Source organism: Brevundimonas sp. Marseille-Q4549, assembly GCF_976940555.1.
Genome location: NZ_CDRHXG010000001.1, coordinates 416,378 through 441,780, shown reverse-complemented (window position 1 = coordinate 441,780; position 25,403 = coordinate 416,378). Strand labels below are relative to the sequence as shown.

The 25,403-nt window shown below is 68.4% G+C and carries 29 protein-coding genes; 14 read left to right on the top strand and 15 right to left on the bottom strand.

Translation table 11 applies throughout. The features are described from left to right. Positions 1 to 87: 87 nt before the first annotated feature. Positions 88 to 1,722 carry a GNAT family N-acetyltransferase gene (locus ACWPV3_RS02315; RefSeq protein ID WP_453976684.1) on the top strand — a complete coding sequence of 545 codons (1,635 nt, stop codon included), beginning with the start codon at positions 88 to 90 and terminating at the stop codon, positions 1,720 to 1,722. A 4-nt stretch (positions 1,723 to 1,726) separates the two neighbouring features. Here the strand turns inward: ACWPV3_RS02315 and hemW are convergent, their stop codons facing one another. Together hemW and rdgB are read right to left on the bottom strand one after the other, a co-directional pair. Next, positions 1,727 to 2,890: a radical SAM family heme chaperone HemW gene (gene hemW, locus ACWPV3_RS02310; protein WP_453976683.1), complete on the bottom strand. Its 1,164-nt coding sequence runs from the start codon at positions 2,888 to 2,890 to the stop codon at positions 1,727 to 1,729. Next, positions 2,883 to 3,485, bottom strand: coding sequence for an RdgB/HAM1 family non-canonical purine NTP pyrophosphatase (gene rdgB / locus ACWPV3_RS02305; RefSeq protein ID WP_453976682.1), 603 nt, complete (start codon positions 3,483 to 3,485; stop codon positions 2,883 to 2,885). The genes hemW and rdgB overlap by 8 nt, the downstream gene beginning before the upstream one ends. 464 nt (positions 3,486 to 3,949) lie before the next feature. Here rdgB and ACWPV3_RS02300 point away from each other — a divergent pair, with 464 nt between their 5' ends. From ACWPV3_RS02300 to ACWPV3_RS02290, 3 genes are read left to right on the top strand one after another with little or no spacing between them, the layout of a single operon-like run. Next, positions 3,950 to 4,564, top strand: a complete 615-nt coding sequence (locus tag ACWPV3_RS02300) for a DUF2975 domain-containing protein (protein ID WP_292177708.1) — start codon at positions 3,950 to 3,952, stop codon at positions 4,562 to 4,564. A 24-nt stretch (positions 4,565 to 4,588) separates the two neighbouring features. Beyond that, a complete protein-coding gene (locus ACWPV3_RS02295; protein ID WP_292088829.1) occupies positions 4,589 to 4,828 on the top strand; it encodes a helix-turn-helix domain-containing protein in 240 nt (79 codons plus the stop codon). Continuing rightward, positions 4,825 to 5,418 carry a Smr/MutS family protein gene (locus tag ACWPV3_RS02290; RefSeq protein ID WP_453976681.1) on the top strand — a complete coding sequence of 198 codons (594 nt, stop codon included), beginning with the start codon at positions 4,825 to 4,827 and terminating at the stop codon, positions 5,416 to 5,418. Before ACWPV3_RS02295 ends, ACWPV3_RS02290 begins: the two co-directional genes overlap by 4 nt. 85 nt (positions 5,419 to 5,503) lie before the next feature. On the opposite strand, the gene ACWPV3_RS02285 is transcribed toward ACWPV3_RS02290, so the two are convergent. Then, entirely contained in the window at positions 5,504 to 6,142 is a 639-nt protein-coding gene (locus ACWPV3_RS02285) for a TetR/AcrR family transcriptional regulator (RefSeq protein WP_453976680.1), read from the bottom strand. A gap of 211 nt (positions 6,143 to 6,353) precedes the next feature. After that, positions 6,354 to 8,186, bottom strand: a complete 1,833-nt coding sequence (locus tag ACWPV3_RS02280; protein WP_453976679.1) for a cation:proton antiporter domain-containing protein — start codon at positions 8,184 to 8,186, stop codon at positions 6,354 to 6,356. 150 nt (positions 8,187 to 8,336) lie between these two features. Here ACWPV3_RS02280 and ACWPV3_RS02275 point away from each other — a divergent pair, with 150 nt between their 5' ends. Continuing rightward, positions 8,337 to 10,457, top strand: coding sequence for a M13 family metallopeptidase (locus ACWPV3_RS02275; protein WP_453976678.1), 2,121 nt, complete (start codon positions 8,337 to 8,339; stop codon positions 10,455 to 10,457). Between the two features lie 342 nt (positions 10,458 to 10,799). Here ACWPV3_RS02275 and hisS read toward each other — a convergent pair whose 3' ends face one another. Then, on the bottom strand, positions 10,800 to 12,290 hold the full coding sequence (hisS, locus tag ACWPV3_RS02270; protein WP_453976677.1) for a histidine--tRNA ligase: 1,491 nt from the start codon (positions 12,288 to 12,290) through the stop codon (positions 10,800 to 10,802). A gap of 151 nt (positions 12,291 to 12,441) precedes the next feature. On the opposite strand from hisS, the gene ACWPV3_RS02265 reads away from it, so the two are divergent. Together ACWPV3_RS02265 and ACWPV3_RS02260 are read left to right on the top strand one after the other, a co-directional pair. Next, the gene (locus ACWPV3_RS02265) at positions 12,442 to 12,645 is read left to right on the top strand and encodes a hypothetical protein (RefSeq protein WP_292088820.1); all 204 of its coding nucleotides are present in this window, start codon (positions 12,442 to 12,444) and stop codon (positions 12,643 to 12,645) included. After that, positions 12,642 to 12,827 (top strand): hypothetical protein, encoded by a 186-nt coding sequence (locus tag ACWPV3_RS02260; RefSeq protein WP_453976676.1) that lies wholly within the window; start codon positions 12,642 to 12,644, stop codon positions 12,825 to 12,827. Before ACWPV3_RS02265 ends, ACWPV3_RS02260 begins: the two co-directional genes overlap by 4 nt. Here the strand turns inward: ACWPV3_RS02260 and hslV are convergent. Further along, positions 12,785 to 13,354, bottom strand: coding sequence for an ATP-dependent protease subunit HslV (gene hslV, locus ACWPV3_RS02255; protein WP_453976675.1), 570 nt, complete (start codon positions 13,352 to 13,354; stop codon positions 12,785 to 12,787). The two genes, ACWPV3_RS02260 and hslV, sit on opposite strands and share 43 nt — an antisense overlap. 133 nt (positions 13,355 to 13,487) lie before the next feature. Here hslV and ACWPV3_RS02250 point away from each other — a divergent pair, with 133 nt between their 5' ends. From ACWPV3_RS02250 to ACWPV3_RS02240, 3 genes are all read left to right on the top strand, one after another. After that, positions 13,488 to 13,895, top strand: coding sequence for a BLUF domain-containing protein (locus ACWPV3_RS02250; protein ID WP_292088817.1), 408 nt, complete (start codon positions 13,488 to 13,490; stop codon positions 13,893 to 13,895). A gap of 83 nt (positions 13,896 to 13,978) precedes the next feature. Beyond that, complete coding sequence (locus ACWPV3_RS02245) at positions 13,979 to 14,386, top strand: BLUF domain-containing protein (protein ID WP_453976674.1); 408 nt, start codon at positions 13,979 to 13,981, stop codon at positions 14,384 to 14,386. 49 nt (positions 14,387 to 14,435) lie between these two features. Continuing rightward, positions 14,436 to 15,173 carry a HesA/MoeB/ThiF family protein gene (locus ACWPV3_RS02240; RefSeq protein WP_453978489.1) on the top strand — a complete coding sequence of 246 codons (738 nt, stop codon included), beginning with the start codon at positions 14,436 to 14,438 and terminating at the stop codon, positions 15,171 to 15,173. A gap of 4 nt (positions 15,174 to 15,177) precedes the next feature. Here the strand turns inward: ACWPV3_RS02240 and ACWPV3_RS02235 are convergent, their stop codons facing one another. Both ACWPV3_RS02235 and ACWPV3_RS02230 read right to left on the bottom strand, forming a co-directional pair. After that, positions 15,178 to 15,429: a hypothetical protein gene (locus tag ACWPV3_RS02235; RefSeq protein ID WP_313454377.1), complete on the bottom strand. Its 252-nt coding sequence runs from the start codon at positions 15,427 to 15,429 to the stop codon at positions 15,178 to 15,180. 117 nt (positions 15,430 to 15,546) lie between these two features. Further along, positions 15,547 to 16,533 (bottom strand): 2-hydroxyacid dehydrogenase, encoded by a 987-nt coding sequence (locus ACWPV3_RS02230; RefSeq protein WP_453976673.1) that lies wholly within the window; start codon positions 16,531 to 16,533, stop codon positions 15,547 to 15,549. A 67-nt stretch (positions 16,534 to 16,600) separates the two neighbouring features. On the opposite strand from ACWPV3_RS02230, the gene ACWPV3_RS02225 reads away from it, so the two are divergent. From ACWPV3_RS02225 to ACWPV3_RS02210, 4 genes are all read left to right on the top strand, one after another. Then, positions 16,601 to 17,173 (top strand): SH3 domain-containing protein, encoded by a 573-nt coding sequence (locus ACWPV3_RS02225; RefSeq protein ID WP_453976672.1) that lies wholly within the window; start codon positions 16,601 to 16,603, stop codon positions 17,171 to 17,173. 70 nt (positions 17,174 to 17,243) lie between these two features. After that, a complete protein-coding gene (gene fabA, locus ACWPV3_RS02220) occupies positions 17,244 to 17,777 on the top strand; it encodes a 3-hydroxyacyl-[acyl-carrier-protein] dehydratase FabA (protein WP_453976671.1) in 534 nt (177 codons plus the stop codon). Between the two features lie 66 nt (positions 17,778 to 17,843). Next, positions 17,844 to 19,061 (top strand): beta-ketoacyl-ACP synthase I, encoded by a 1,218-nt coding sequence (fabB, locus tag ACWPV3_RS02215; RefSeq protein ID WP_453976670.1) that lies wholly within the window; start codon positions 17,844 to 17,846, stop codon positions 19,059 to 19,061. A 418-nt stretch (positions 19,062 to 19,479) separates the two neighbouring features. Further along, positions 19,480 to 20,523 (top strand): aspartate-semialdehyde dehydrogenase, encoded by a 1,044-nt coding sequence (locus tag ACWPV3_RS02210; RefSeq protein WP_453976669.1) that lies wholly within the window; start codon positions 19,480 to 19,482, stop codon positions 20,521 to 20,523. A gap of 58 nt (positions 20,524 to 20,581) precedes the next feature. On the opposite strand, the gene truA is transcribed toward ACWPV3_RS02210, so the two are convergent. The 7 genes from truA to ACWPV3_RS02175 all read right to left on the bottom strand — a co-directional run bounded on the left by truA (position 20,582) and on the right by ACWPV3_RS02175 (position 25,402). After that, the gene (truA, locus tag ACWPV3_RS02205) at positions 20,582 to 21,325 is read right to left on the bottom strand and encodes a tRNA pseudouridine(38-40) synthase TruA (RefSeq protein ID WP_453976668.1); all 744 of its coding nucleotides are present in this window, start codon (positions 21,323 to 21,325) and stop codon (positions 20,582 to 20,584) included. Further along, entirely contained in the window at positions 21,325 to 22,248 is a 924-nt protein-coding gene (fmt, locus tag ACWPV3_RS02200; RefSeq protein ID WP_453976667.1) for a methionyl-tRNA formyltransferase, read from the bottom strand. Before fmt ends, truA begins: the two co-directional genes overlap by 1 nt. A 97-nt stretch (positions 22,249 to 22,345) precedes the next feature. Continuing rightward, complete coding sequence (locus ACWPV3_RS02195; RefSeq protein ID WP_292088804.1) at positions 22,346 to 22,579, bottom strand: hypothetical protein; 234 nt, start codon at positions 22,577 to 22,579, stop codon at positions 22,346 to 22,348. Beyond that, the gene (gene def / locus ACWPV3_RS02190) at positions 22,579 to 23,154 is read right to left on the bottom strand and encodes a peptide deformylase (protein ID WP_453976666.1); all 576 of its coding nucleotides are present in this window, start codon (positions 23,152 to 23,154) and stop codon (positions 22,579 to 22,581) included. Before def ends, ACWPV3_RS02195 begins: the two co-directional genes overlap by 1 nt. A 72-nt stretch (positions 23,155 to 23,226) precedes the next feature. Then, positions 23,227 to 23,628 (bottom strand): acyl-CoA thioesterase, encoded by a 402-nt coding sequence (locus ACWPV3_RS02185; protein ID WP_453976665.1) that lies wholly within the window; start codon positions 23,626 to 23,628, stop codon positions 23,227 to 23,229. A gap of 35 nt (positions 23,629 to 23,663) precedes the next feature. Next, positions 23,664 to 24,236, bottom strand: a complete 573-nt coding sequence (locus ACWPV3_RS02180; protein WP_453976664.1) for a hypothetical protein — start codon at positions 24,234 to 24,236, stop codon at positions 23,664 to 23,666. A gap of 5 nt (positions 24,237 to 24,241) precedes the next feature. Further along, on the bottom strand, positions 24,242 to 25,402 hold the full coding sequence (locus ACWPV3_RS02175; RefSeq protein WP_453976663.1) for a polysaccharide biosynthesis/export family protein: 1,161 nt from the start codon (positions 25,400 to 25,402) through the stop codon (positions 24,242 to 24,244). Position 25,403 lies beyond the last annotated feature (1 nt).

Genomic DNA, 25,403 nt, shown 5'->3' with positions numbered 1-25,403 from the left:
GGCCTCGCCCCAGTGCGACGATTCATGGTCTATGGTGCGGCGTTCCGCCGAATCAGCAGGTCCCGCTTGTCCCGACGCGCCGCGCAAATGCCTGGACTGGTCCGCCGCCTGGCCGGGCTGGTCTATGAACTGACGCCTCAGGTTTTCGCCATCCTGGCCTTCCTGGCCGGCGGCTTGATGTTGACCTCGGCGGTGACGCCCGATTTCGACGACCGCCTGCGTCGGCTGACGGGTGTGGTGTCGCCTGTCTTGATCGACCTGTCCCACTTCGTCGCCAGCATCGCGGCCTTCCTGCTGATCCTGCTGTCGGCGGGCCTGTGGCGCCGACGGCGCGGGGCCTATTGGGCGGCCCTGGCGGTGCTGATCCTGGGCGCGGTCTTCTCCGTTCTCAAGGGGCTGGACTGGGAGGAGGCGCGAGACCTGATGATCGTCGCCGCGCTGCTGGCGCCGTGCCGCAGCGCCTTCAATCGTCGTTCCCGGCTGAGCGAGCCGTTGCGGCCCAGCTGGCTGCTGCTGCTGATCGCCGTGGTGGGGGCCATGCTGTGGCTGGGCTTCTTCGCCTATCGCGACGTGACCTATACTGACGAACTGTGGTGGCGGTTTCTGACCGACCGTCAGGCCTCGGGGTTCCTGCGGGCCGGCCTGATGCTGGCCATACTGACGGTGGTCGTGGCCGGGCGATCGCTGCTGGGGTCGCCCGGCGCGCACAGCCACGGTCCCGCTAGCGCGGAGGATATTCGGCGCGCCCAGGCCGCCCTGGCCCAGGCCGACCGCGCCACGCCAGAGGCCTGGCTGGCCATGCTGGGCGACAAGGCCCTGCTGTTCAGCCCGTCGGGCCGCAGCTTTTTGGCCTATCGGGTGCGCGGGCGACGCTGGATCGCCATGGGCGAGCCGGCGGGATTGAGAAGCGAACGTCTGCCGCTGCTGTGGGCCTTCGCGGAAATGGCCGACAGCTATGGCGGGGCGGCGGTCTTCTATTCGGTCGGCGAGGACATACTGGGCGACCTCGCGACCATGGGCCTGGCGGTTCGCAAGGTGGGCGAAACGGCCGTCATCGACGCGCACAACTTCTCGACCGAGGGCAAGGGCAAGCAGAACCTGCGCACCGCCGTGAACAGGGCCGAGCGGGAAGGGGCTTCGTTCGAGGTGCTGCCGCCCGGCTCGGTCGGCCCCATCATTGACGAGCTGAGGGCCGTGTCGGATGCGTGGCTGGCGATGCACGAGGGGGCCGAAAAGGCGTTCTCCCTGGGACGGTTCGACCCCGATTATCTGGATCTGACGCCCCTGGCGGTGGTGCGCGAGGAGGGGCGGATCGTCGCCTTCGCCAATCTGCTGATCGCGCCGGACGAGGCGGCGGTGGACCTGATGCGCCACCGGCCCGACGCGCCGCACGGGGTGATGGACTATCTGTTCATCCGCTGCGCCCAGTGGGCCAAGGCCGAGGGGATCGCCCGATTCGACCTGGGCATGGCGCCGCTGGCGGGGCTGGAGGATCGGCGCCTGGCGCCGGTGTTCGCCCGCGTCGGCGCCCTGGTGTTCGAGGAGGGCGGGGCGCTATACGGCTTCCAGGGCCTGCGCAGCTACAAGGGCAAGTTCGGCCCCGAATGGCGGTCGCGCTTCATCGCCGCCCCGGTCTCGACCCCTTTGCCCTTGGCCCTGCTGGACGTGGCCCTGCTGACCAGCGGCGGCTGGCTGGGGATGCTGGGCCTGCGCAAGGGCTGATCGTTCAGGTCAGCAAGGCCTTCAACACGCCGTCCAGAACGGGGCGGCCCTTGGCGGTGGCGATCAGACGACCGGCCTGGACACGAAGAAAGCCGTCCACGATCAGTTCGGCCGCCCGCCCGGTCTCCGGAGACAGGCCGAGATCGGCCAGCAGGGCCGCCGGCGCGCCTTCGACGGTGCGCAGGCCCAGCAGCAGGCGCTCTTCGGCGGCGTCGGCCGGCGACAGGCGGTCCTGTTCGGCCCAGGGCGTTCCCGCCGAGACGCCTGCGATGTAGTCGTCGATCCGGCGATGGGCGACGGTGGCCGTGCGCACGCCGTCCAGGGTCAGGCGGCCATGCGCCCCCGGACCCAGGCCCAGATAGTCGCCGCCGCGCCAGACATGCAGATTGTGGGTCGAACGGGCGGCGACGCCTCGCGCATGGTTGGACACTTCATAGGCGTCGAAGCCGGCGCCGCTCAGCACCGCCTGGGTCGTTTCATAGAGGGCGGCGGCGCGATCCTCGTCGAGCGGGACCAGGCTTCCCCGCGCCAGGGCGCGACCGAAGGCGGTCGTAGATTCTATGGTCAATTGGTAGGGCGAGACGTGTTCGAACCCCATCGCCAGCGCCGCCTCCAGTTCGGCGCTCCAGGCCCGCGGCGTCTGGTCCGGGCGCGCGTAGATCAGGTCGATGGACAGGCGGTCGAAGGCGCGGCGGGCCAGGTCGACGGCGCGCAGGGCTTCGGCCGCCGAGTGATCGCGCCCCAGGAATCGCAGGGCCGCGTCGTCCAGGGCCTGCACCCCCATCGACAGACGGTTGACGCCGGCGCGCGCCAGGTCGGCGAACCGGCCCGCCTCGGCGTCGGTGGGGTTGGCCTCCAGCGTGATCTCGATCAGGTCCGTCGCCGGGGGAAAAAGGTCGCGCGCGGCGTCCAGAATGCGGGCCGCCGCCTGCGGCCGCATCAGCGACGGCGTGCCGCCGCCGAAGAAGACGGACGCCAGGCGGCGTGGCCCGGTCAGGGCGCGCTGGGCCGCCAGATCGGCCAGGATCGCCTCGACCAGCCGGTCCTGCTCGTCCGTCCGACCCCGATCGCGCACGACGTTGAAATCGCAATAGGGGCAGATGCGGGCGCAATAGGGCCAATGGACGTAGAGGCCGACGTCCGTCCCGGGGTCCAGCGGATCAGTCAATCAGGGCGGCCCGCAGCTTGGCGAAGGCGCGGGCGCGATGGCTGATCGCGTCCTTTTCGGCCGGCTCCATCTCGCCGAAGGTCTGGGTTCCGCCGTCGGGAATGAAGATGGGGTCGTAGCCGAAACCCCGGTCGCCGCGTGGCGGGAAGGTCAGTTCGCCCTCGACCACGCCCTCGACCACGACGCACGGGCCGTCGGGCCAGGCGACGGCCAGGGCCGAGGTGAACCAGGCGCGCCGGTCGGGATCGCCACGCTCTTCCAGCCGCGTCTCGACCTTGCGGATGGCCAGGGCGAAATCCTTGGCCGGGCCGGCCCAGCGTGCCGAGAAGACGCCCGGCGCGCCGTCCAGGGCCGTGATCGACAGGCCGGAATCGTCGGCCAGGGCCACCTCGCCCGACAGCTGGGCGGCATGGCGCGCCTTCAGCATGGCGTTGCCCGCGAAGGTGGTCTCGGTTTCCTCCGGCTCGGGCAGGTTCAGCTGACCCGCGGTTAGGATCTCGTAATCTTGGCCAAGCAGGGCGGCGATCTCGGGGACCTTTCCGGGATTGTGGGTGGCGGCGACGATCCGCATCCCCCTGATAAGCTTCAGATTCATTGGCGATCACATCCCTGAAACAGTCTATTGCCAAAGTTTAATATCGTTAAACGATATGTAACGTGATTTCACGCTTCGCACGGTCTATCTATTGATCATCAGGAACGGGGCCGCACCGTTCAGGACTTCCGGGAAAACGGAAACGATCATGCGGTCTAAAAACCAAACGGGCGATAATCGCCCAATCAAACAGACGGAGAAACACGATGCATACGATGAACACCTCGATGTGGCTGGACAAGGTCGGCGCCGCTTTTGTCAACACGGTCCTCATCGCCGCCCTGCCGACCGCCCTGGTCGCCATCCTGATCCAGGCCTTCTGAATCGTAACAGGTCAGCGCCTTTATCGATCACGAGAGCTTTGACGACCTTGAACAAGACCGCGATGTATAGAGCCGCGCGCGGGTTCGCCGGACCCCGCGTGGCCATCGCGCCCCCGCTCCCGGCCTGAGAGCCGACCCGCCATGCGCCTGCCGACGCCGCGAAATCCATTCAAGCGCAGGCCGGCGCGCGCGCCTCGCTGGATCGACGCCGTCGCCGCCCCTGTGCGGGCGCTGGGCCCCGGTTCCGTCTCCAGCGTGCTGAAGGTGGCGCTGGACGCCGCCTATGTTCTTCTGTGGCTGATCACCGGGCTTCTGCTTCTGTTGCTGATCGCCGCCATCTTCATTCCCCTGGACAACGTCAACATCACCGTCAGCGGTCAGTCGGGCGGACGCCAGCTGCCCCTGACGCGGCTGCTGCTGCTGTTCGGCCTGGGCGCCGCGACGGCCTATTTCGGCGGGTTCATGCTGATCCTGCGCAGCCTGCGTCGCATCTTCCGCACCCTGACCATGGGCGATCCGTTCCATCCCGCCAATGTCCGGCGCCTGCGCCAGATCGGCCTGACCCTGGCCGTCGTGACCGGCGGGGTCTGGCTGGCCCAAGGCTTCGTCGCCGCGCGCCTGGCGCCCGGGGTCATGGATCCGCAAGGGTTGGGCGAGCTGCTGACCCCCATCTTCTCCGTCCTGATCGTCTTCGTCCTGGCGGAGGTGTTCCGCGAGGGGGCGCGCCTGCGCCGCGAATCCGAACTGACGATCTGATCCGTTTCCAGTAGGGTTTTCCGCATGGCCATCCGCGTCCAGCTTGATCGCGTTCTCGTCGAACGGCGCATGTCGCTGACCGAACTCGCCGACCGGGTCGGGGTGACGGTGGCGAACCTGTCGATCCTGAAGACGGGCAAGGCGCGCGCGGTGCGGTTCTCGACCCTGGACGCCCTGTGCCGCGAACTGGAGTGCCAGCCCGGCGACCTGCTGGTCCACGAACCCGGCCCCGGCGACCTGATCGAGGACGACGCGGACGCATGAAACGAAAGGGCGCCGGACGCGACGACAACGGCCTGACGCCCGAGGACCGCCGCATCTGGGGGCGCGTCGCCGGCTCGGTCACGCCGCCGCGCCTGCGCAAGGCCGCCCGGATCGCGACCGAGGGGCCCGCGCTGTCCCTCGATTCGTCCGCGGCCTCGGTCGTGGCGGGCGCCAAGCCGATGGCGCGGCCGGCGAGCAAGCGCCTGTCGCCCGCGCCGGCCGCCCCGGCCAAGACCCTGCCCGGCCTGCCGCGCGCCCGCAAGGCGCCCGAGGACCTGGAGCCGCGCCGCAAGCAGAGGATCGCGCGCGAACGCGACCCGATCGAGGCGCGCATCGACCTGCACGGCTTCGGTCGGTTCGAGGCCGAGGATCAGCTGCGCGGCTTCCTGACCAGCTGTCAGGCGCGCGGGATGCGGGCGGTTCTGGTCATCACGGGGCAAGGCCGGCTGGGCGGCGGGGTCATCCGCGCCGCCTTCGCCGACTGGATGCAGGCCCCGGCGCTGCGCACCGTGGTGTCCGGCTATACGGTCGCGCACCAGCGACACGGCGGGAACGGCGCCTTCTACGTCACCCTGCGGCGTCGAACCTGAGGACAGGCCAAAGAGGAAGACGGGCCAAAGAAAAAGCCGGACCCGCGTGGCGAACCCGGCTTTTCGATGTCAGTCGGATGCGACCTTATTCCGCCAGGGCGCCGGCCAGAATGACGTCGATCTGCTTGGCCAGGTGATCGGACAGGGCCTGGGCGTCCCAGTTGTCGTAGGCCGCGCGGCGATAGTTCGACAGATAGGCGTCCCAGATGAGCTCGACCAGCAGCCGGATGTCCGCGTCCTTGCGCAGCTCGCCCTTGGCGACGGCGTCCTGCAGCAGGCCGCCGACGACCAGAAGCAGGTTCTTGGTCGCGGCGCGCGCGCGCATCTCGGCGGCCAGGGGCTGGAACCACGAGCGAGCCACGATGGCCCGGAACAGCGGCAGCTGGTCCAGCGACGACTGGTAGCCGGCGCCGAGCGCGCCGACCAGGCGGTTGCGCACCGGTTGGCCGACGGGCGCGCCGGCTTCGACGACTTCGGCCAGCCGCGTCATGTCCTCGGTCAGCACCGCCTCGAACAGCTCGGCCTTGTCCTGGAAGTTGGCGAAGACGGCGCCCGTCGACATGCCCGCGCCCTTGGCGATGTCGCGGATGGTCGCGGGCTCGTAGCCCCGCTCGGCGAACAGGGAACGGGCGGCGTCCAGAACCTTCTGGCGCGTGCGAATCTTGGCGGCCTGGCGACGGTTCAGGCGGGGTTCGGGGGAGGAGATCGCAATGGAATCGGTCATGAAAACAATATTTTACTTTACTTCAACTCTCGGAAGTCAGCGTTCCAGCATCGACCTGCAGGTGGACGGGTCGGCCGAGGGGAAGGCGGTCGATCTGATACGGTTGCCCCAGACGGAAGCGCAATACAGAGACGGAGCTTGCATCACGGAACCATGACGAAAATGGGTCCGGCGCAGGTTGAAGTCTCGCCCCCGCCTGTATCGACCAAGCTTAGCTTTCTCGATTCGAGACCTGGCGCGATCGCAGGGCGCGGGTCGGCCGGTCGCGGCGATCCAGCGGCGTGGCGGCCTGAAAGGTCTGGCGGAATTGATCGCGGCGTTCGTGGATGGAGGCCAGGACCAGCCCCATCGGCACGCCCAGGTCGACCAGGGTGTTTTCGGCCAGCTGCAGGCTGGCCTCGGTGGTTTCCGGCACGGCGTCGGTGACGCCCAGCTTGTACAGGCGCACGGCGTGCTGGTCGTCGCGGGCGCGGGCGATCAGGATCAGATCGTCGCGCAGGGACCGCGCCGTCGCCACCACCTCGTCCACCTTGGCGGGGGTATCCATGGTGACGACCAGGGCGCGGGTGGAAGCCACGCCGCAATGCTGCAGCATCTCGCGCCGACCGGCATCGCCGTAGAAGACGTCGAATCCGTCGCGGCGGCCGGCGGCGACGATGGCGGGGTCGGAATCCAGGGCGATGAAGGTCTGGTCGTGGGCCTTCAGCATTTCGCCGATCAGCCGGCCCACCCGGCCGAAGCCGACGATGATGACCGCGCCGTCGGCCGTCTCGACGGGGGCGGGCGCATCGGCCCCCGCGCTCGCCGGGGGCGCGGCGCGCCGCCCGATCCGCTGGCCCAGCAATGCCATCAGGGGGATGGAGAAGATGCTGAGGGTGGCGGACAGGGCGACGGTGGTCGTCAGCTGGGGCGAGGCGATCCCCTCCACCATGCCCGTGGCGAAGACGACGAAGGCGAACTCTCCCGCCGGCGCCAGGACCAGGGCCGTCTCGATCGCCGTGCGGGCGCCGAGCCCCCACAGCCGCGCCAGGCCGAAGATGACCACCGCCTTGGCCGCCGTGATCGCCAGGGCCAGGCCGATGATCCCGGCCGGGTCGGCGGCGACGGCGTCCAGATCCAGCCCCAGGCCCACGCCGACGAAGAAGACCCCCAGCAGCAGACCCTTGAAGGGTTCGATCGACACCTCGACCTGGCGCCGGAACTCGGTCTCGGCCAGAAGGACGCCGGCGACCAGGGCGCCGATGCTCATGGACAGGCCGCTGGCCTGGGCGGCCAGGCCTGCGCCGACCACCACCAGAAGACTGGCGGCCACGAACAATTCTCCGCCCTGATCGACCTTGCGCGCCCGGGCTGCCGACCGGAACATCGGCCGCAGCACCACGCGCCCCAGAAGGACCAGAAGGCCCAGGCCGATGGCGGCGGGAACCAGGGTCAGCAGCGAGCGTCCCAGCACCTGCGGGTCCAGCGTCCCGCCCTGCTGGGCCACGGCGGCCAGGACGCTGACGGTGATCAGGATCGGCGCGACAGAAAGGTCCTGCGCCAGAAGGACGGCGAAGGTCGACCGGCCGACCGCGCCCTTCAGCCGCCCCCGTTCGGCCAGCACCGGCATGACCACGGCGGTGGACGACAGGGCCAGGCCCATGCCCAGCACCGCCGCCCCGGCCAACGACTGGCCCGCCAGCATGAAGGCGCCCGACAGCACGACCGTGCAGGCCGCGACCTGCATCATGCCCAGGCCGAACACCAGCCGCCGCATGGCGCGAAGCCGTTCCCACGACAGCTCAAGCCCGATCATGAACAACAGGAAGGCGACGCCCAGTTCAGACAACTGGGCCAGCTGGGCGGGGTCGCGGATGGTGATCCAGGACAGCCAGGGCGCGGGGTCGGCGAACCGGCCCAGGCCGTCCGGCCCCAGGACGACGCCGGCGGCCAGGAAGCCCAGCACGGGGCTGATCTTCAACCGGTTGACCAGGGGCACGATCACCCCGGCCGCGGCCAGGAAGACCACCAGATCCTTGTAATCGCCGCCGCCGTGTCCGTGCATCCGCCCTCCGTCCCGCCATCAAACCCTGACGGCGCGCCCGTGACGAGACGCTGCGTGCGTTTCATGAACTTTTTTTAAGGCGACACCACCCCTGCCAGGGATAGGGTCCGCCCCGACCCGCCCGTCAGGGGCGGCTGCTAGGATATTGTGATGAAAAGACTGCTCATCGGCGCCGCCGTCGGCGCGCTTCTTCTGCCTTCCGCCGCCCTGGCCCAGGACGTCGATCACGACCACGCCTGCCTGGACGAGACCTGCACCATCGTCTCTCTGTTCTCGGGCGAGGAGACCGCCGCCGGCTGGCAGGGAACCGAGGCGCCCAAGTACGGGACCTGGGGCTTCGACATGGCCGGGCGCGACACGGCGGTGAAGCCGGGCGACGACTTCTTCCGCTTCGCCAACGGCAAGGCCGTGGACGCCCTGATCATTCCGTCGGACCGCACCAGCTACGGTTCCTTCGCCCTGCTGCGCGAACTGTCGGACAACCGGATGAAGGGGCTGATCACCGGCCTGGCCGCGCGCACGGACCTGGCGCCCGGTTCGGACGAGGCCAAGATCGCCGACGCCTATCGCTCCTACATCGACCAGGCCCGCGTCGATCAGCTGGACGCCCAGCCGTTGCAGCCGTATCTGGCCGCCATCCGCGCCGCCGACAGCCATGAGAAGATGGCTGTCTATATGGGCCAGACGGTCGGCCGTTTCGGCGGCTCCTTCTTCGGCACCGGCATCACCATCGACGCCAAACAGCCGACCCGTTACGTCGTCTCGACGGGTCAGTCGGGCCTGGGCCTGCCCAACCGCGACTACTATCTGGACGCCCGCTATGCGGACAAGAAGGAGAAGTATCAGGCCTATGTGGCCCGGATGCTGGGCATGATCGGCTGGGCCGACCCGGCCGAGACCGCCGCCCAGATCGTCGCCCTGGAAGAGAAGATCGCCGACGCCCACTGGAGCCCGGCCGAGAACCGCAACCGCGACAAGACCTACAACGAGTTCACCATTCGCCAACTGGCCGAACAGGCGCCGGGCTTCGACTGGCAGGCTTACTACGACGCGGCCAAGCTGGGCGGCGTGCCCCGGCTGATCGTGCGTCAGAACACGGCCATGCCGAAGATCGCGGCGATCTACGCCGAGACGCCGGTCGCGCTGTTGCAGGCGTGGGAGGCCTTCCACACCGCCGACGACATGGCGCCCTATCTGTCGCAGCGTTTCTCGGACGCCCAGTGGGAGTTCCGCGCCCGCGACCTGTCCGGCCAGCCCGAGCAGCGCAGCCGCGAGAAGCGCGCCATCTCCTTCGCCGAGGGTTCGCTGGGCGAGGCGACGGGCCGTCTGTACGTCGGCCAGTATTTCCCGGCCCAATCCAAGGCCAAGATGGAAGAACTGGTCGCCAACCTGCGCACCGCCCTGTCGCACCGGATCGAGAACCTGACCTGGATGGGGGCCGAGACCAAGGCCGCCGCCCAGGAGAAGCTGCGCAAATTCACCGTCAAGATCGGCTATCCCGACAAGTGGCGCGACTATTCCGGCCTCGACATCCGCGCCGACGATCTGGTCGGCAACGCCGAACGCCAGGGCCTGTTCGAATGGAACTACGATCTCGCCCGTCTGAACGAGCCGGTGGACAAGAGCGAGTGGGGCATGACGCCCCAGACGGTCAACGCCTACTACAACTCGGCCAATAACGAGATCGTCTTCCCGGCGGCCATCCTGCAGCCGCCCTTCTTCGATCCGGACGCGGATCCGGCCGTGAACTATGGCGGCATCGGCGGCGTGATCGGCCACGAAATCGGCCACGGCTTCGACGACCAGGGCTCCAAGTCCGACGGCGACGGGGTGCTGCGCAACTGGTGGACGGCCGAGGACAAGACCAAGTTCGACGCCCTGACCACGCGCCTGGGCGAGCAGTACGCCACCTATGAGCCGCTGCCCGGCTATCACATCAATCCGGGTCTGACGATGGGCGAGAACATCGGCGACGCCTCGGGCGTGGCCGTGGGTCTGGAAGCCTATCACCTGTCGCTGAACGGACGGCCCGCGCCTGTGCTGGACGGCACGACCGGCGACCAGCGCTTCTTCTACGGCTGGGCCCAGGTCTGGCAGTCGAAGTATCGCGACGAGGCGCTGAAGCAGCAGGTCGCCACCGATCCGCACTCGGCGGCGCAGTTCCGCGTCATCGGCCCGCTGCGCAACGTCGACGCCTGGTACGACGCCTTCGACGTCCAGCCGGGGACCAAATACTATCTCAAGCCCGACGACCGCGTCCGCATCTGGTAGGCGCCGCCTGTCGAAGGGGAACGAGGCCGGGGTTCGCCCCGGCCTTTTTTCATGGCGAAAACCTGGAGAGTTTCCAGAGATTCCACAGGCCGAGTTTTCGGGCTTCAGGCATAGAAAAGCCCGCTGCGGGGGATACGTCGCAGCGGGCTATCTTGCTCTTTAAAGAGCGGACGTTTCCTCCCCGAAACGCCTTCGAGTGCTGCGCGCTTGAGCAACGCTTGCCCTCGAGTGGGTTCATTTGGCCCAGACGGCGGGGGCGGGTCAACGGCCGGTTTCGCGACAATCGAACTTTCTTCGACTTATCGGTGATAACCCAACATCCGAAGACGATTTTATCGAAGCTTATTCGATAATGCCCTTGATGGCGGCGACCAGGCCCTCGCGGGCGATCTTCATCTGGCCCGGCCGTTCGGCCTTCCAGGCCTCGTTGTCGGTGATGGCGGCGGCGGCGGCGCGTCCGGCGTCCAGATCCTTGATCGTCACCTCGCCCGCCGCGATCTCGTCGCCGCCCAGGATCACGACGGCGGGGGCGCCGCGACGGTCGGCGTATTTCATCTGGGCCTTCATGCCCGCCCGGCCCAGATAGAGCTCGGCCGCGATGCCTGCGGCGCGCAGTTCGGCGACGGCGTTCAGATAGTGGCCCATGTCGTCCTCGGAGAAGACGATGACGACCACCGGGCCGCGCACCGCGTCCTCTGCGCCCCGTCCCGCCGCGCGCAGGGCCGAGGCCAGACGCGAGACGCCGAACGAGAAGCCGGTCGCCGGAACACTCTGCCCCGTGAACCGGGCGACCAGGTCGTCATAGCGGCCGCCGCCGCCGATGGAGCCGAAGCGGACCGGGCGGCCCTTGTCGTCGGTGGTGTCCAGCAGCAGTTCGGCCTCGAACACGGCGCCGGTGTAATATTCAAGTCCGCGCACGATGGTCGGATCGAACTTTACTGCTTCCTGACCGACCCGCATGGCGTTCAACGCCCGATCGATGGCGGCCAGTTCGTTCAACGCCGCCTGTCCCGCCACCCCCAGGTCGCCGGAACGGGCCACGGCCTCCAGCGTCTCGGCGCGCGTCAGGCCGGGCGTATTGGCCGAGGCCAAGAAGGCCTCGATGGCCCCCGTCACCTTCATCGGCAGCTGGGCGCCCTTGGTGTAGTCGCCGGATTCGTCCAGACGGCCTTCGCCCAGAAGCTGGACCACGCCGTCCCAGCCCAGACGGTCGAACTTGTCGATGGCGCGCAACGCCGTCAGACGCTGGCCCGCCTCGGTCACGCCGCCCGCGTCGAACAGGCCGTCAAACAGTTTGCGGTTCGAGACGCGGATCTGGGCCTGACCCGCATCCAGTCCCGCGCCGCGCAGACCCTCGCAGGCCATGGCGATGATCTCGGCGTCCGCCTCGGGCCGGTCGGAGCCGACCGTGTCAGCGTCACACTGCCAGAACTCGCGGAAACGGCCGGGGCCGGGCTTTTCGTTGCGCCAGACCGGACCATAGGCGTAGCGGCGGAACGGCTTGGGCAGGGTCTCCCACGTCTGGGCCGCGAACCGGGCCAGGGGCGCGGTGTGGTCATAGCGCAGAGCCATCCAGTCGCCCGGCTCTTCCGATCCGGCGTCGTCCTGAAGCGCGAAGACGCCTTCGTTCGGGCGGTCGGCGTCGGGCAGGAACTTGCCCAGGGCGTCGGCGTATTCGAAGGCCGGGGTCTCCAGCGGCTCGAAGCCCCAGCGCTCATAGACCTCGGACACCCGCGCCACGATGCGGCGTTCGGCGGTCAGGTCGCGCCCGCGCTTGTCGGCGAAACCGCGCGGATTGCGGGCGAGGGGGCGGATGGGGGCTTCGTCGGTCATGGCGCGCGCTTAAGCCAAGGGGCGCGACGGCGCAAATCATCCAGCGCCACCAATAGCGGCCGCATGGACTAAAGGCTTGGCAATATCTTGTTGTAGAAGGGAAAATCTGTAATCGGGCGGAACTGCGGCGGGCGGGCGCCGTTGATCTGTCATGACGCCCCACGCCTTGATCTTTTCTCGGACCTGCAACACCGCCGACCGGCGCACGATCCGGTGGTTCGAGTGCGAATTGATCGACGATAACGGCGCGCGACGCGTCCGAAGCCAGGCGTTCTTCTCAGTGGGCGAGGCCAAGTCCTGGGCCCTGGCGCAGGGCTATCCGGTCGATGACGCCGGCGTGCAAGAGGCGCAATGAACGACGTCGTTTCAGCGGACCTGCTGGACGTTAGCGCCTTCGATACGCCGCGCATCCTTCTGGCCGGGGCGGTCGATTACGACATGTACGACCGGTTTCGCGATCGGGTCGCGCAGGCCCCCGGACCGCGGCCTGGCGGTCAGTCGCCCAAGGTCTCCACCGTCAGATTGCCGTTGGTGTAGACGCAGATGTCGGCGGCGATCTTCATGGCCTTGCGGGCGATCTGTTCGGCGTCCAGCTGGGTCTCCTCGATCAGGGCGCGGGCGGCCGACAGGGCGTAGTGGCCGCCCGAGCCGACGGCGGCGACGCCGTGTTCCGGCTCCAGCACGTCGCCCACGCCGGTCACGGTGAAGATGGACGTCTTGTCCGCCACCAGAAGCATGGCTTCCAGGCGGCGGAGATAGCGGTCGGTGCGCCAGTCCTTGGCCAGGTCGACGCAGGCGCGCGCCAGCTGGTCTGGATATTGCTCCAGCTTGGCCTCCAGCCGTTCGATCAGGGTGAAGGCGTCGGCGGTGGCGCCGGCGAAGCCCGCCACGACCTTGCCGCCGGCCAGGGTGCGGACCTTGCGCGCCGCGCCCTTGACGATGGTCGGTCCCATGGAGACCTGGCCGTCGCCGGCGATCACGGTGCGGCCGTTCTTGCGCACCGCCAGGATGGTGGTGCCGTGCCAGTCGGGGAACGCGGAGGCGGTCGGATAAGGCTGGGTCATGGACGGCAGATGGGCCGCCCTGCGACGCCGATCAAGGCCGGGCGGTTTCGAGATAACCGCGTCATATTTTAACCCTAGTTTTCGCTTTAATGCGATAAACTCTCCCAAGTAAAGTCAATTAAAGGATAGAGAATTGCTCTATCGTGTGCTCCTCGTGAGCGAAACGGTCGGCGCGACCGGGCGAACGGCTGCCAGCGTAGCCGCCATCCTCGGCGTCGCCGAATACAACAACCGGCGCGACCACGTCGGCGCGGTGCTGCTGTTCCATGAGGGGCAGGCGGCGCAGATGCTGGAAGGCGCGCGCGTCGATCTGGATCGGTTGATCGAACGGCAGTCGCGTGACGGCCGTCACTCCGGCCTGCGCGTGGTGGACGATCGGCCCATCAGCCATCGCCGCGTCACCGAACCCATGCGTCTCAACCGGCTGTCCGCGGACGCGGCGGCCGAACGGCTGGCCGGACGGCGTCTGGACGAACTCTCCGCGCCCGAGTTGGAGAGCCTGTTGTGCTGCGACGAATTGCGGGCCTCGCGGGCGGCCTGAGCCGCATCTGCGCACTTCCTTAACCCAATAGCCTTACGCCTGCGCCTCCGGCTAGCGCCGTAGTAAAAGCGTAAGAGTATTCAATGAGTTTGTTCCGCATCGTCTACGTCAGCGACGCCATCGGCGTCGCCGCCGACAGTCTGCTGGCCCTGATCGACATCATCGGGGTCTCCGATCGGAACAATCGTCGGGATCACTTGACCGGAGTGATGATGCGCTGCGACGGCCGGTTCTTCCAGGCGATCGAAGGGCGCAGAGTGGACCTGGACCGGCTGATGGGTCGACTGCGCGCCGACCGGCGCCACGCCGACATGCGCATTCTCTCGGATCGTCGGATCACGGAACGGCTGTTTCCGGCCTGGGCCATGGCCCAGATCGACGCGCCGCCGGCGCTGAAGCGGCTTTTGGCCTGCGCGCCGGACGATCCGCAGATCGAGGCGCGGGTCGAACGGCTGCTGACCGACGCCAGCCGCGCCATGACCGCCGCTTGACGCTCGTCCGGGGCTCGCGCCCGCCTCGCCGGATCGCTAGATGACGGGCATGGCCTTCACCGAAGACGAAGTCGAACGTTACGCCCGCCATCTGGTCCTGTCCGAGGTCGGCGGCCCGGGTCAGCAGGCGTTGAAGCGGGCACGGGTCCTGATCGTCGGTGCGGGCGGGGTCGGCGCCCCGGCCGCCCTCTATCTGGCGGCGGCGGGGGTTGGAACCCTGGGTTTGATCGACCACGACGCCGTGGCCCTGTCCAATCTTCAGCGCCAGATACTGTTCGATACGGACGATGTGGGGCGGCCCAAGGTCGAGGCGGCGGCGACGCGGCTGGAGGGGCTCAATCCCCATGTCGCGGTCCAGACCTTCGCCGAGCGTCTGACGGCCGAAAACGCCGTCGCCCGCATCGAGGATTTCGACCTGGTGCTGGACGGGACCGACGATTTCGAGACGCGGTTTCTGGTCAATGCGGCCTGCGTGGCCGCCGGCCGGCCCCTGGTGTCGGGCGCCCTGGGCCGCTGGAGCGGCCAGGTCGCCGTGTTCGCGGGCCGGCCCTGCTATCGCTGCCTGGTGCCCCACATGCCGCCGGACGCCGAGACCTGCGCCCGGGTGGGGGTCGTCGGCGCTCTGGCGGGCGTGGTCGGGTCCATGGCGGCGCTGGAGGCGATCAAGGTGCTGACCGGCGCCGGTCAGCCGCTGACGGGGCGGCTTCTGCTCTATGACGGTCTTGCGGGAACCGCGCGCACCGTCAGGATCGCGCCCGATCCAGCCTGCCCGGTGTGCGCGGGCTGAGCCTTCAGGCGGCGGTGGCGAACCGCACGTCCGCCAGCGGCATGTCCGCCAGCGGCTCGGCGAAGCCCAGGCCGGGATTGCTGAGAACCGTCACCATCCGCTCTCCGCAGTAGAGATACAGGGTCTCGAAGCCTGGCCAGCGCTGCGCCACCTCGTCCAGCGCCTGGTTGGCCGCCGCGTCGGATGCGGCGTCCAGGACGCAGATGTCGCGCACCGGCACGCCGGGCAGATTGACGATGCAATAGTAGGAATCCAACGCACGCTTCCTCGAACAGGACGCCGAAAACGATGGGCGTCCCTGGCGGTTCCGCCTGTGAACGTTGTTTTCGACAGCCGTGCGAGGACCGGCTGACAGCCGTGTGAAATTCGCAGCCTACAGCATGGCCGGGATGACGCGGTCCGGCGGCCGGTGGCCGTTCTGGAAGGTCATGATGTTGGCGATGACGCGATCACCCATGTCCTGGCGCGCCTCCAGCGTCGCCGAACCCAGGTGGGGCAGAAGCACGACATTGGGATGGCCCAGAAGGCCGGGGTGGATGGCCGGCTCGTTCTCGAACACGTCCAGGCCGACGCCGTAGAGGGCGCGCGTGGCCACCGCCTGGGCCAGGGCCGCCTCGTCGATCAGTTCGCCGCGCGCGGTGTTGATCAGGATGGCGTGCGGCTGCAGCCGGGCCAGGCGGTCCGCCGACAGCAGGTGATGGGTGTCCTTGGTGGCCGGGCAGTTCAGCGAGACGACGTCCATCCGCGCCAGCATCTGATCCAGGTCGTCCCAATAGGTCGCGCCCAGCTCCTCCTCGACTAGGGCGGGGATGGGCTTGCGGTTGTGATAGTGGACCTGAAGGCCGAAGGCCTTGGCGCGGCGGGCCAGGGCCTGGCCGATCCGGCCCATGCCGACGATGCCCAGCCGCTTGCCCCACAGCTTGCGACCGCACATCCAGGTCGGGGTCCAGCCCTCGAACCGGCCCGCCTGCACCACTTCGGCCCCTTCGACGATGCGGCGGCTGACGGCGAGAATCAGGCTCATGGCCAGGTCTGCGGTGTCCTCGGTCAGGACGCCGGGGGTGTTGGTGACGATGATGCCGCGCGCCACGGCCGCCTCGACGTCGATATGATCGACGCCTGCGCCGAAGTTGGCGATCATCTTCAACTGGTCGCCCGCGCCGTTGATCAGGTCGGCGTCGATGACGTCGGTGATGGTGGGAGCCAGAACCTCGGCGCGCTGGACGGCGGCCTGGAGCGCGGCGCGGTCCATCGGCTGGTCCCTCAGATTCAGCTCGGCGTCGAAAAGCTCGCGCATCCGCGTTTCGACGGCGTCGGGCAGGCGTCTGGTTAATACGACCTTAAGCTTGGAGGCGGACATTGCGGGCCTTGGTTTGCGGGCGGCGATTTCACAGGATCGAAGCCCGCGCGACGGGTCGTTCCATCCAGTGTCTAGCAAAGCCGCCGCCATCTTCCAAAGCCTGCGACGCCGCATCGTCCTCGCCTGCGCCCTGACGGGGCTGGGCGTGGCGTTGAGCGCCGGCGCGACCATGCCGGACGGACGGCCGACGCCGACGGGGCTGGAGGTGCCGCGCTGGATTTCGCTGAAGTCCTCGCACGTCCGCGCGCGCCAGGGGCCGGGCCTGGACTATCCGATCCTGTGGGAATACCGCGCCGCCGGCCTGCCGGTGCAGGTGATCGCCGAGACGACCGAATGGCGCAAGATCTGCGATCCCGACGGGGCCGTGGCCTGGATTCACCGCACCGTGTCCTCGGGTCGCCGCTCGGTCTTCAACACCACGGCCGAGGAAATCCCGATCCGGGCCAATCGCTCCGAGACGGCGCCGATCCGGGCCCGCCTTTCACCGCGCGCCCTGGTGTCGCTGGACGAATGCGAGGAGGGCTGGTGCTGGGTGCGGGCGCGACGCCTGCACGGCTGGGTGTCTCAGCGGGCCGTGTTCGGGACGCAGGAACGCGCCCTGTGCAACGCCAATCGCCCGGCGGGGACGGGTCGCAACTAGGCCGCCGCTGTTGAGCGAAGCGGCGCGGTCGTGTAACCCGCGCGCAACGCCTTTAAGAAACGGAAGCGCCTTGACCCAGTCCCAATATCCTTCGTCCTTCGATCATGAGGCCCTCTTGGCCTCGGGCCGCGGCGAACTGTTCGGTCCCGGCAACGCCCAGCTGCCGGCCCCGCCGATGCTGATGTTCGACCGGATCGTCACGATCAACTCGGACGGCGGCGATCACGGAAAGGGCTATGTCGAGGCCGAACTGGACATCAATCCCGAGCTCTGGTTCTTCCAGTGCCACTTCATCGGCGATCCGGTCATGCCCGGCTGCCTGGGTCTGGACGCCATGTGGCAGCTGGTCGGCTTCTATCTGGGCTGGATCGGCGGACCGGGGCGTGGACGCGCCCTGGGCGTCGGCGAGGTCAAGTTCACCGGCCAGGTCACGCCCGACATCAAGAAGGTGGTCTATAAGATCCACCTGAAGCGCGTCATCAACCGCAAGCTGGTCATGGGCATCGCCGACGGCGTGCTGGAGGCCGACGGCGAGGTCATCTACACCTGCAACGACATGCGGGTGGGCCTGTTCGGCGCCAAGGATGAGGCGGCGGGCGGTTAACGCCCCTATATAACCGCGAACAAGGCGGACGGTCCTCGGACCCGGAAGCATCAAGAAGGAAACACCATGCGTCGTGTCGTCGTCACCGGCCTGGGCATCGTCTCTTCCATCGGTCATGGCGCCGAGGAAGTGACCCAGGCCCTGCGCGAAGCCCGTTCGGGCGTCGTCCATGCCCCTGACCACGCCAAATACGGCTTCCGCAGCCAGGTCTGGGCGCCGCCCAGGATCGGCGCGTGGGAGGAACTGGTCGACCGTCGCGCCGCCCGCTTCCTGGCCAACGGCACCGCCTGGGCGCACATCGCCTTTGAAGAAGCCCTGAAGTCGTCGGGCATGACGGCCGAGGAAATCCGCGACGACCGCATCGGCCTGATCGTCGGCGAAGGCGGTCCTTCGACCCAGGTGATCCTGCAGGCGGCGGCGACCACCATCGAGAAGGGTGCACCCAAGCGCATCGGCCCGTTCGCGGTGCCCAAGGCGATGGCGTCGGGCCCCTCGGCGGTGCTGTCGACCTGGTTCCAGATGCGCGGGATCAACTATTCGATCAGCTCGGCCTGCGCGACGTCGGCCCACTGCATCGGCGCCGGGGTCGAACAGATTCAGTGGGGCAAGCAGGACGTGGTCTTCGCCGGCGGCTGCGAGGACATCGACTGGTCCATGTCCAACATGTTCGACGCCATGGGCGCCATGTCTTCGGACTTCAACGACACGCCTTCGGTCGCCAGCCGGGCCTATGACGTCAATCGCGACGGCTTCGTCATCGCCGGCGGCGCGGGCATCGTGGTGCTGGAGGAATATGAGCGGGCCAAGGCGCGCGGCGCGACCATCCATGCCGAAGTCACCGGCTATGGCGCCAACGCCGACGGCTATGACATGGTCGCCCCCTCGGGCGAAGGCGCCCAGCGCTGCATGAAGATCGCGCTGGAACAGGCGGGCAATCCCCGGATCGACTATCTGAACCCGCACGGCACCTCGACCCCCGTGGGCGACGCCAAGGAGATGGAGGCCGTGCGCGCCGTCTTCGGCGACCAGATGCCGATGATCTCCTCGACCAAGTCGCTGACGGGCCACTCGCTCGGCGCGGCGGGGGCGCAGGAAGCCATCTATTGCCTGTTGATGATGCAGAACGGCTTTGCGGCCGAAAGCGCCCATATCGAGACCCTCGATCCGGCGTTCGAGGGCATGCCCATCCTGCGCCAGCGCCACGACGGCGAACTGACCCACGTCATGTCCAACAGCTTCGGCTTCGGCGGCACCAACGGCACGCTGATCCTGTCGAAGGTCTGATTACGCCTCGCTCCCGCTCCGTCATCCTCGGGCTTGACTCGAGGACTGGCGCGGTCGGGCTGTGCGCCTGGATATCGCGCATTGCGGCGGACCATCCGATCCTCGGGTCAAGCCCGAGGATGACGGGAGGGGGACTGGCTGGGGCGGCGTTTTATTGCGCGCGATAGCCATGCCATGCCGCTATTTCGTGAATTCTTTCGCGACGACCGGTTTACACGACCGATTCTCGCCCTTAGAGAGCGTCGCCGTGTCCATTCTCATGACCAAAGCGATTACCACGAAAACCACCGGCTTCGGCGGGGCGGTTTCGGGTGTGCGCAAGGTCTAGCGACGAACCCCGATCCCAAACCCCGCCGATGCGCGGGGCGGTCGATCCGGCCGAACCCCGCGCCTCCCGCCTTCCCAGGAGACGCCTTCCATGACCTTTTCCCCGTCCAATCCGCCCCATGTGGGCATCGTCGGCGCCACCGGCCTCGTGGGCGAGATGATGCGCAATCTGTTGGCCGAGCGGAATTTCCCGCTGGCCTCGCTGCGCCTGTTCGCCTCGGCCCGGTCGGCGGGCAAGACCATCCGCTTCGGCGATGTCGATGTGGTGGTCGAGGATGCGGCGACGGCCGACTACGCCGGGCTGGACATCGTCTTCTTCTCGGCGGGCGGCGAGACCTCGCGCGCCCTGGCCCCCAAGGTGGCGGCGGCCGGCGCCGTGGTCATCGACAATTCCTCGGCCTTCCGCAGCGACCCAGAGGCGCCGCTGGTCGTCGCCGAGGTGAACCCCCACGCCCTGGCGAACCGGCCCAAGGGCATCATCGCCAACCCCAACTGCACCACCATGGCCGCCATGCCGGTGCTGAAGCCCCTGCATGAGGCGGCGGGTCTGAAGCGTCTGACCGTCTCGACCTATCAGGCCGTGTCGGGCGGCGGGGTCGAGGGCATCCGTGTGCTGGAGACCCAGTCGCGCGCCTCGGTCGATCAGGGCGCGGCCTTGGCCCGCGACGGCGGCGCGGTCGATTTCGGCGCGCCCGAAAAGTGGGTCGTGCCGATCGCCAACAATGTGGTGGCCCTGAACTACAACCTGTCGGAAGACGGCTACACCGACGAAGAGCTGAAGCTGCGCGACGAAAGCCGCAAGATTTTGGAAATCCCCGGCCTGCCGGTGTCCGGCACCTGCGTCCGCGTGCCCGTCTATTCGGGCCATTCCCTGTCGATCAACGCCGAGTTCGAACGTCCGATCTCGGTCGAGGCGGCGCTGGAGATTCTGGGTCAGGCGCCGGGCGTGGTCGTGACCGACGTGCCGAACCCGCTGGACGCCACGGGCAAGGACCCGGTCTTCGTCGGCCGCGTGCGGCCCGATCCGACCGTCGCACACGGCCTGGCCCTGTTCGTCTCCAACGACAATCTGCGCAAGGGCGCGGCCCTGAACGCGGTCCAGATCGCCGAGGTTCTGGTCCAGCAGAACGGCTGATCGCCGAAACATCGTCATTCTGGGCGTCCGAAGGGCGAACCCGGAATGACGATTGGGATCAGTCGTAGCGCACGCCGCTGAGATAGAGCCCTGCCGAGGGGGCGACGGGGCCGCACCGGGCGCGGTCCTTGGCCTCCAACGCCGCCTTGACGTCATGGGCGGTCCAGCGGCCCAGACCCACCTCGACCAGCGTTCCGGCCATCGACCGGACCTGACGGTGCAGGAAGCTGCGCGCCTGGAACACCAGATGCACCTCTTCGCCGAAGCGGCTGACGCGCGCCACGTCCAGCGACTTGACCGGCGATTTCGCCTGGCACCCCATGTCGCGGAAGGTGGTGAAGTCGTGATGGCCGACCAGCACCTGGGCCGCGTGATGCATCGCCTCGGCGTCCAGCGTCTTCTTGACGTGCCAGACCCGGTCACGCTCCAGCACCGGCTGGGGGCGGCGATTCAGGATGCGGTAGAGATAGCCCCGCCCGGTCGCCGAGAACCGCGCGTGCCAGTCGGGATCGGGGGCGTATTCGGCCGACAGGACGCAGACATCCTGTTTGACCAGGTGGGCGTTGATGGCGTTCAGGACCGTTGAAACCGGCCAGTCGCGCGCCAGATCGGCATGGATGACCTGGGCCGTTGCATGGACGCCGGTGTCGGTGCGGCCCGCCGCCGCGATGCGGATGCGTTCGCCCGTAAAGGCGGCGATGGCGTCCTCGACCACGCCCTGGACCGTCGGCTGGCCGTCCTGAGCCTGAAACCCGTTGTAGGCCGTGCCGTCGTATTCGAGCGTCAACTTGTAGCGCGGCATCAGCCGAGCAAGGTCCCGGCGGGCAGGGCAAAGCCGCGCAGCATCTCTTCGGCCGATTGCGCCGCCTTGCCCTCGCGCTGGACGCGGATCAGGCGGACGGCCCTGGTCCCGCAGGCCACGGTCAGGCCGTCGTCCAGCACCGCGCCGGGCTCACCCGAACCGTCGGCCAAGGCCGACAGCAGGGCCTTGATCCTCACGGGGCCCGCCTCTGACGGAGCTTCGAACCAGGCGCCGGGGAAGGGCGACAGGCCGCGGATATGGGCGTCGACTTCGGCCGCCGGGCGGGTCCAGTCGATCCGGGCCTCGGCCGGGGTGATCTTCCTGGCGTAGGTCGGCTCGCCCACCTGCTCCGAAGGGGTGACGCCGCCACGCTCGATGGCCGCCAGGGCGCGGGGCCACAGGGCGGCGCCGACATGGGCCATGCGTTCGGACAGGCTGGCCGCCGTGTCGTCGGGGCGGATGTCCATCAGTTCGCTGAGCAGGATGGGCCCTTCGTCCAGCCCCTCGCCCATCTGCATGATCTGGACGCCGGTCTGGGCGTCGCCAGCCATGATGGCGCGCTGGATCGGCGCCGCCCCCCGCCAGCGCGGCAGCAGCGACCCATGCAGGTTCAGACAGCCCAGACGCGGCGCCTCAAGCACCGCAGCTTTCAAAATCTGGCCATAGGCGACCACGCAGGCCGCATCCAGATCAAGGCTCTGGAAGGTGTCGATTGCGTCCGGCGCCTTCATCGACTCGGGCGTGAAGACGGGCAGGCCCATGGTTTCGGCGAAGGCGTGGACCGGCGACGGCGTCAGCTTCTGCCCCCGGCCCCTGGGGCGCGGCGGCTGCGAATAGACGGCGACGATCTCGTGGCCCGAGGCGATAAGCTCGGCCAGAGACGGCACGGCGAAGTCGGGAGTTCCCATGAAGGCAAGGCGCATGGGCAGGCCTTTAGAGCATGATCGTTTCGGACGGAACCGCAATGCGGTTCAGGCCGGAGCGTGAATCATGCTCTCGAAGAAAGGCGGTCTAGGCCGCCTACTGCCAGCGGGTGAAGACGCCGCCGCCCTCGTCCCATTCGCCGCCCGCGTCCAGGGCGTCGTCGAAGTCGAGCAGACGGTCCAGAAGCAGGCCCGCCACCACGCCGATCAGGGCGACGCCGGCCAAGGTGGCCACGCCCGCGACGCCGACCTTCTGGCTGCGCGTCAGGCGACGGCGGCCTTGGGTGTCGATGACGACGGACTGGTTTCGGCGCGGAGCGTTGCGGCGCATCAGGCGGCGATCCTTTCGCGGGCGACCTTCTTGACCTTGCTGACGGCGCGCTCGCGCTTGAGCCGCGACAGGTGGTCGATGAAGAGGACGCCGTTCAGATGGTCCATCTCGTGCTGGATGCAGACGGCGTAGAGACCCTCGGCCTCCTCTTCGATCTGCACGCCTTCGCGGTTCAGATAGCGGATGCGGACGCGGGCGGGGCGTTCCACCTTGTCGAAATATTCGGGGATCGACAGGCAGCCTTCCTCGTAGGTGTAGAGATCGTCCGAGGTCCACAGGATTTCGGGGTTGGCGAAGAAGCGCGGGTTCTTGCGCGCCTCGGCGTTCTCGGCCGCCTCTTCCTCGGTCTCGCAGATCACGCCGTCCTTGTCGCCCAGGTCCATGACGATGACCCGGTCCAGGGCGCCGATCTGCACGGCGGCCAGACCGATGCCGGGCGCGGCGTACATGGTCTCCAGCATGTCATCCATCAGGGCGCGAACGGCGTCGTCCACGGCCGCGACGGGCTTGGAGACCTGTTTCAGCACCGCCAGGTCGGCGGCGTTGTCGATGGTGAGGATGCGACGGATGGCCATGGCCCGCAGGTAAGCCCGCCTCGGCCCAAGGTCAAGATTTCCGACCTTACGGGTCGGGTTTGTCGCGCCGCTTCAGTCCCGGCCGGGCAGGGGACGGGGTTTGCGGTCCTGGTCGATGGCGACATAGGTGAAGACGCCTTGGGTCACGCGGACAGAGGTGCTGGCGGGATGCGTCCGGGCGCGCTTCCACGCCTCGACATGGACGCGGATGGAGGTGCGGCCCGAACTGACCACATGGGCGTACAGGCTGACCTCGTCGCCGACCGCGACCGGCTGGTGGAAGACCATGCCGTCCAGGGCCACGGTGGCGCAACGGCCGTGGGCCAGCTCGAACGCCGGGGTCGCGCCGGCCAGGTCCATCTGCGCCAGCAGCCAGCCGCCGAAGATGTCGCCTTCGGGGTTGGTGTCGGCGGGCATGGCGATGATGCGGCCGACGGGCTGGGTCTGGGGCGGGGTTTCGGCGGGGGCGGACATGATCGGCTCTGGCGGCGTTCGGAGAGACCGGCCTTCTAGTCCGAACCGCCCCGCTTGTCGCGCGTCCGCTTGGTCTTCGGGGTGTCAGCGGGCGTCAGGCTCAATCGGCTGTCGCGGATGGCCTGGGCGTCGCGCAACGCCCGCCAGGCCCCGCCCAGCTCCATGGCGATCAGCAGATGGTCGCGCGTCAACGGGCCGTGGCGGGCGGCGCGCAAAGTCGCAATCTCGTTCAGCAGTCGGGCGGCGTTGCGGACGTCCTCGCGCGTCTCGCGCAGGCCCAGATCCTGCAGCCGGGCGAAGCGCCAGCCCTCCTCGGGCGGATGATCGAGGGTCAGCTTGAAGCGTTCCTCGGGCGACAGGCGCGCGGCGATGAAGACCCACAGGCCGTCCTCGGGATCGCGGCGATAGTGGCCCAGTTCCGTCGGCAGGCCGGCGGCGGCGTAGATCGACAGCGCCCCCTGCTCGATCTCGTCCAGAGCCTGATCGACCGCGTCGGCCTCGATCGGTTGAGCCTCGAAATCCGCAAAGGGATCGGCGAGATCTGTCTGAGGCGCCGCCGCGCGCCCGCGTCCGAACAGGCCGGACAATCGGGACAGGCGGCGCGCCACAGAGGTCAGTTGACGTTCAGCGCGCTCGTCACCGACACGTCATAGACGACGCGCGTCACGCTCTGCACGAACTCGAAGAATTTGCGCGCTTCCGCCGCGCCGGCCAGGGGTACATAGATCACGTCCTCGGGCATCACCTCCATGTTTGTGGCGGCGAAGACGCTGGCGGCGTCGTTGAAGTTCAGCTCATAGACCACGGGCACGCCGCGCGGGGTGGCCGGCTGGGTAATGCCCAGGGCCTGGGCCACCTCCGGCCGTTCGAAGCGGAAGACCATGACGCGCCGGGCGTTGGCTGTATTGGTGTTCAGGCCGCCGACCTTGGACATGGCGCCGGTCAGGGTCATCGGCCCGGCGGGCATGTCGCCCTGGGTCACGGCGTTCAGGGCGCCGAAGGTGGAAAAGCGGCGCGGCTTGTACTGGACGTTGATCACGTCGCCGCGCTGCAGCCGCACGTTTTCGGCGAACTGGGTCGTCACGGCCGACAGCGGCGCGGTATAGGTCCGGCCGTCGCGCTGGATGCTGATGGTCAGGTCGTCGACCGAACGGGCCGAGCCGCCGGCGGCGGCGATCACGTCCAGGATGCGGTCGCGGTTGACGCCGACCGGCACGCGGCCGGGTTGACGCACGTCGCCCAGGACGTTGACGCTGTTGGAGACGTTGCCGGCGATGGCGACCATCACCTGCGGATTGGCGACCTTGCCGACCAGGGCGCGGCGAATGGCGGCGGCGGCCTGTGTCGAGGTCAGGCCCTGGACGCGAATCTGGCCCGCGAAGGGCACCGAGACCGACCCGCTGCGGTCCACCACGGCGCCGGGCAGGGCCTGGGAACCGCCCTCGATGCTGGTCGCGCGGCTGGAGGCGCTTCCGCCGCCGCCGAACAGGGAGCCGGAGGGATCGTAGATGGAGATGGCCAGGGTGTCGCCTTCGCCGATGATGTCGACGGGCTGTTCGCTGGAGGCCGAGGCGAGGGTGCCGAAGAACTGGGGCGGGACCTGTTTGATCCGCTCGGTCACTTCGAACGTCAACGGCACCAGGGCGTAGCTGCCCATCGCCTGGGGCGTCGTGGCGCCCGCGTTGATGGAAGCGCCGGAGGGCCCGTCGCGGGGCAGGGTGGAGCAGCCGCCGAGGATGGCGACGATCGCGAGAGGCAGGATGGTGCGCGTCATG